This window comes from Bradyrhizobium sp. P5_C11_2 (assembly GCF_054049755.1).
The window spans coordinates 1-5,562 of the sequence record NZ_JBFULT010000508.1 but is presented as its reverse complement, the minus strand read 5'-3'; the positions used below and the strand labels follow the sequence as shown (position 1 = coordinate 5,562).

Genomic DNA, 5,562 nt, shown 5'->3' with positions numbered 1-5,562 from the left:
GCTTGCGCGTGATCCCGGCAAATTCGTCCCTGCTTTTATCGTCCTCTCGATGCTCTGCTACATCGGGTTCGAATGTATCCGCGCCTTTCGTCGGCGGCGACGATTGGCCGACGACCATGATCAAGAGGCGTCGGACACCAATTCTGATGGCCATTAGTGGCCCCTCTGAGACATGCCCGGCTATCCTGAGAATGTCCGTTCACTCGGGTAGACCGGAATCCTCACAAGCCCGGACAAAACGGCACATGACTGATGCCAGATTGCTTATTTGTGCCAGAAACGGTGCTTGTAGCGCCGCGGATTGTAAGACTTAAGTTCCGTTATCTTGGACAGATGATAATCGCGGCAAAGATTTGAGGGATCGCATGGCCAAGTTTATCGGGCTCATGATCATTGCCAGCTTCCCCTTGCTCGTGCTGAACCTCACTGGATTTTGCTATCTCCAGATGCGGTATCTCTCCAATCAAGAGCTGTTCGAGACTGCTATTTCCCATGAAGCCTACAGGATCGGCGACTACTTGCCCAAAGACACGCCGAAATCCTACTTAGCAACCCATCCAAATTGCTGCTCGATACCAGGCTTTCAACCTAGCAACTCGTCTCTTGATGCCCTGCTCGGATACAAAATCCGCTATGTCCGTGTCGTGTACAGAATGCCTCAGGCCGAGATCGACAAGAACCCAAGAGAACCCTTCTATGAGGCGTTCGTCGAGACCGCACCGTGCGGAAAGACTTTCCATRCCATAGGAATGAGTCGCGACACTCCAGACTGACGTACCCCCGGCATGTCTGCTCGTGGCCCTTAGCTGTCTTCTGTCTCAGGCGCCAGAGTGTCGGCTGTCGGTCTGAGAGCTGCCGTTAACCATCGGCAACGGTTTCGGTCTGAGCGACATCGCTTCGAAGTTTCTTAAATTTTGCCGGGTACCTCTTCCAGGCATGATGACCTGGGGAAAGACATGAGCAAGCGGGCCAAACGTGGAAAGGCGGAGACGCTCGCAATACCGATGGTCGCGAGAGTTGCGATTGGCGCCGTGGCCGTCGCCGTAGTGGGGTACAGTTTGCTGTCTCACCCGGCGAGCGTGCAACCGGCACGGAAGCCGTCCGCACCCCAGGCCCAGGCATCGTCAACTCCGGTCTACGTGGCAACTCCGGTTCATGCATCAGCGCCAGCTCCGGCTCCGATTCCGGCCCCGGCGCCTCTGGTCGAACCGCCAAAAGCTGCTGACGGTCCCGGAGCATTGGTTCGGCAGGTGGTTGACTACGCCAGCCACCAGGCGCCGGGCACCGTGATCATCGACACCAAAAACACATTCCTCTATTTCGTTCTGAACGACACGCAAGCAATGCGCTACGGCATCGGTGTCGGCCGCGAAGGTTTCACATGGTCCGGTGAACAGGCTGTGGCCCGTAAAGCAGAATGGCCGGATTGGCATCCGCCTGCGGAGATGGTCTCGCGTCAGCCTTATCTGCCTCGGTTCATGGCAGGCGGTCCCGGCAATCCGCTCGGCGCCCGGGCGATGTATCTCGGCGAGACCGAGTATCGAATTCATGGCACCAACAATCCCGATACGATCGGGAAGCGGGTTTCGTCCGGCTGTATCCGGCTGACCAATGAGGACGTCGTGGACCTTTATGAGCGGGTGAAAGTCGGAGCGAAAGTGATCGTGCTTCCGGCAACCGCTGCCCGCAGGCCATCCCAGGGAGCGCCGGCCGACGCCGCGTTCCGGTTGCCGGACCCGGCATCGCCGTCGAAGCGGCCCTCGGCGGCTAACGCGCAGATGTTGTCATCTGGACCGAAGATCGCCGAAGCCCAGTAACTCAGTCCTCCGTCATCGGCCTGCAACTCAGGAGGCAATTCAAGCCGTCGCTTTCAAGTCAGCTTCAGCGGACTCCAGCTGCTATTGACACCCCCGCAGACAACGGGCTGCTAGTGACCCCGCGGCAGACATTGGCACCCTGGAACCGCAAGGCCAGCACGTGACCCAAGCGGCTGGATCACGTCGCGGTCTGATGTGAGGGATTGCAATCTAGCTCTTTAATCCTCCCCGCGGCGTCGAACGCAAAAAGCGCACTCATGACACCAGCGCTAGTGACGTACGAGACAATGGTCCCGTCGCGCGAGGGATTGAGATCGTCTAACGTGCCTGCCGGATATTCCCGGAGGCGATCGACCCAATAGGCACGAAGTGCCTCGCGGCTGGTAATGGTTTTGACGCGGCCGCCGCAGCAGCCGCAGTGAACCACGGCATCTTCGGCAAACATTTCCAAGATCGCTTCGATATCGCCCGCGCGGTAGGCATCGAGCCAGTCAATCGCAACGGCCATCGGGTCAAATCGCATAATTCCCACCCACATACCGTCAAACCTTGCAATTCGAGGTCGCGCTAGCCCCGCTAAGCCTCTTTCTCCACTCGATAAATTGTATTTAAATACCCACAACCGGCCTCGGCCATATGCCGAAGTACATAGATGGCCGGGCCGAGGCGGTGTCCATGTTAGACATGTCCGCGAAGCAGGCCCCGTTAAAGCGCATCCGGCTTGTGATCGTAGATCGACAACCGATCGTTCTACAGGGCCTGAAGTCGATACTCGGGGCACAGCAGGACTTCGACGTTGTCGCATCATGCAGCGATGGGACTAGCTGCCTCGAAGCAATTCGGATTTTGACACCCGACGTCGCGCTTCTTGCTGACACCCTGCCGGATCTGACGGTATCCGAGCTCCTCGCTATTGCGAAAGCTGAGAATCTTTCCACGGGGCTGGTGTTCTTTACCGAGTCTGAACCCGACCACGATCTGACCGCAGCTATCGCTGCTGGCGCCTGTAGCGCAATTTCGAAGTGTGCTTCCCCCGACACTATGCTGCGACAACTGAGATCGATGACGAAGCTCAGTGTGTCGCCCGAGCGGTTCTCTCTCTCGCCAACCGGCAAGGAAGCTGACGACGGCGGCAAAATTGAAAAGAAGCTGGAGCTATTGACGCACCGGGAACGTCAAATTGTACGGCTAGTATCAGAAGGAATGTCGAACAAGGAGATCGCACGCCGGCTAAACCTTTCGCCAGGGACAGTCAAAATACACCTGTACAACATTTTTCATAAGCTTGAAGTTGCCAACAGAACTGTGCTCGCTGCCATCGCGTTGTTACAACGCTCCTCCGGCTTCGGCACGCTCTCGCTGGCATTTCTGGCGCTCGTAGTTGCGGACGAACTCAAGGCGTCCGAAGCGAACGACGTCGTTCCGGAAGACAACGGCATTGGCCACGCTGGAGAGCACGCCGGATATGAGCTCTGGAAACAAGCTATTGTCCGGCACCTCATCGTCTGGGAGTCCGGCGAGACGCCCCCGCTCACCGAGAGGGACTTTTTTGCCAAGCTGAGCCAAGTCACGAATCCGGTGGCGGCAACGGAAGCGCTGCGCGCGGCTGAGCAATCTGCAGGCCGGAAACCGTGGAAAGACTACGGTTCGATTGGATCGAGCACGCCCAATCTTCCTGCGCCTTTATTGCGAGGAACCAGCGACAAACAGGTTGGAGGTGACCCCACCCCGGAACATCAATTCCCGCGGCTTACTTCCGATGGCACCTTCGCCACTCTCGCCGGTGCGCTGATCTACGCTCTGAACGACCCCCATCTCGCCGTGCAGCCGCATCACGCGGGTCACGCGTCGATCGACAGCTTCGTGGGTGTCGCCGCAGAGAATGCGACCACAAAACTGGCCGCGATCACCAATGCTGACGCTAATCATGTAGACAACTCAGCCCTGGGTTTCCCTTCGCACGATTCCCGCCCGCCTTCCGCGGTGGTGACCACTGGAAACGAACGCGTCGCTGGAGATGGCGATCGGGGCCAAGTGAGTCATGGCGCCGCGGGTGACACCCTCCAAAAACCTGTCGGTTTAGCGGACGCTGGTCACGATGCCAGTATTGGCGGATATAGCCGCGATCAACTGATGGGCGGCAACGGTGATGAAAACGTTGCATATCGCTCACGGGTCGATTCCAATTCTGGCTCTTCCTACTCTGCCTTCGATTTCGCATCTGGGGCGAGCAGGATCAATCTTGCGGCTTTCGGCGCGCTTGCGTGGCTGCATATGACAGCAGCAAGCAAGTCTGTACCGCCACATACCCTCGCCTGGACCTACAACTCCGCAAACAACGAAACGATCGTCTATATGAATCCGACCGATCGTGCTCTTGATATCGGGGATCGCGGCCTGCTGGAAATCCACCTGCAGGGGATTGTATCCATCGCGGAGTCGGATTTCGTCGCCCGGGGAGAAGGCGCAACTGTCGCTATCACCCAAGAGAAGCTCCAGGAAGCACTGTTATCGGCGAACGCTCTCGATCAGACTGTTCTGAGTACGGACAATGACCATCCCAGCATCGGGGCGAGCGAGAGCACACTCGCAACCGCTGGAGTTTGGAACATTCTGGCCGACGACGGCTGGAGATTCCACTTTGGGCCGACTCGGGCCGGCTTGGAGGGGACGACGAGGTCCAGAACCTTCATTGGCGATCCGGCGGATGCAACGGAAGAGAGCGATGATGCGGCTGGCGTGTCGGCTCACGTATCATCAATCGAGCCTGCTCATAGCGCGACGGTTACGGCAGTTGGAAATCTCCCATTGAAGAGTGAGCCGATCAACGTAGACACAGGTCCTGGCATCGCAGCGGTCGGTAGCGCGGGCGGCGGCAACTCACAACACGCTTCGGAGCCAGGGTCTGCAAAGGCGGCAGCCACGGAGTCGACTGAAGCTGGCTCCGGACTACGCAACGGCGTCGGCAATGGCGTCGAGCATCACGCTCCGGATTCGGACGCTTCGCGACGGGCAGCGAAGCCGGCAGAACCGGGCGGCGAACATGGAAACTCCGGGCACCCAACTTCCGCAAACGCACCGAAAGCAGCCGAGAACATCGATCCGGGCCTCGCAACGGCCGCTAACGCGGGCCGCGGCCATTCGCAGCACGCTTCGAAGCCAGGGTCTGCAAAGGCAGCCACGGAGTCGACTGAAGCCGGCTCAGTACCAGGCAATGGCGTCGAGCATCACGCTCCGGCTTCGGACGCTTCTCGAGGGTCAGCGAAGGCGGCCGAACCTGGCGGCGCGGAACATGGAAACTCCGGGCACTCAACCTCGGCAAACGCACCGGAAGCAGCCGAGAACATCGATCCGGGCCTCGCGACGGCCGCCAGCGCGGGCCGCGGTCATTCGCAGCACGCTTCGGAGCCAGGCTCCGCAAAGGCGGCAGCCACGGAGTTGGCTGAAGCCGGCTCCGTACCAGGCAATGGCGTCGAGCATCACGCTCCGGCTTCGGACGCTTCTCGAGGGTCAGCGAAGGCGGCCGAACCTGGCGGCGTGGAACATGGAAACTCCGGACACTCAACCTCGGCAAACGCACCGGAAGCAGCCGAGAACATCGATCCGGGCCTCGCGACGGYCGCCAGCGCGGGCCGCGGTCATTCGCAGCACGCTTCGGAGCCAAGGTCAGCAAAGGCGGCAGCCACGGAGTTGGCTGAAGCCGGCTCCGTACCAGGCAACGGCGTCGGCAATGGTGCCGAGCATC

At 59.5% G+C, this 5,562-nt stretch carries 4 protein-coding genes; 3 read left to right on the top strand and 1 reads right to left on the bottom strand.

Going from position 1 to position 5,562, the window contains the following annotated elements; genetic code table 11:
• Positions 1-365: 365 nt before the first annotated feature.
• Together ACXJL8_RS32420 and ACXJL8_RS32415 are read left to right on the top strand one after the other, a co-directional pair.
• Positions 366-773 carry a hypothetical protein gene (locus tag ACXJL8_RS32420; protein ID WP_456686253.1) on the top strand — a complete coding sequence of 136 codons (408 nt, stop codon included), beginning with the start codon at positions 366-368 and terminating at the stop codon, positions 771-773.
• 183 nt (positions 774-956) lie between these two features.
• Positions 957-1,817, top strand: a complete 861-nt coding sequence (locus ACXJL8_RS32415) for a L,D-transpeptidase (protein WP_456686252.1) — start codon at positions 957-959, stop codon at positions 1,815-1,817.
• A 178-nt stretch (positions 1,818-1,995) separates the two neighbouring features.
• Here the strand turns inward: ACXJL8_RS32415 and ACXJL8_RS32410 are convergent, their stop codons facing one another.
• The gene (locus ACXJL8_RS32410; RefSeq protein WP_456624423.1) at positions 1,996-2,340 is read right to left on the bottom strand and encodes a nuclear transport factor 2 family protein; all 345 of its coding nucleotides are present in this window, start codon (positions 2,338-2,340) and stop codon (positions 1,996-1,998) included.
• Positions 2,341-2,492: 152 nt separating this feature from the next.
• Here ACXJL8_RS32410 and ACXJL8_RS32405 point away from each other — a divergent pair.
• A partial coding sequence (locus ACXJL8_RS32405; RefSeq protein ID WP_456686251.1) for a LuxR C-terminal-related transcriptional regulator occupies positions 2,493-5,562 on the top strand: 3,070 nt, incomplete at its 3' end.

Bases quoted from the DNA above. Each gene is read 5' to 3' on its own strand.
- ACXJL8_RS32415 (WP_456686252.1), top strand. From the start codon at position 957: ATGAGCAAGCGGGCCAAACGTGGAAAGGCGGAGACGCTCGCAATACCG.
- ACXJL8_RS32410 (WP_456624423.1), bottom strand. From the start codon at position 2,340: ATGCGATTTGACCCGATGGCCGTTGCGATTGACTGGCTCGATGCCTAC.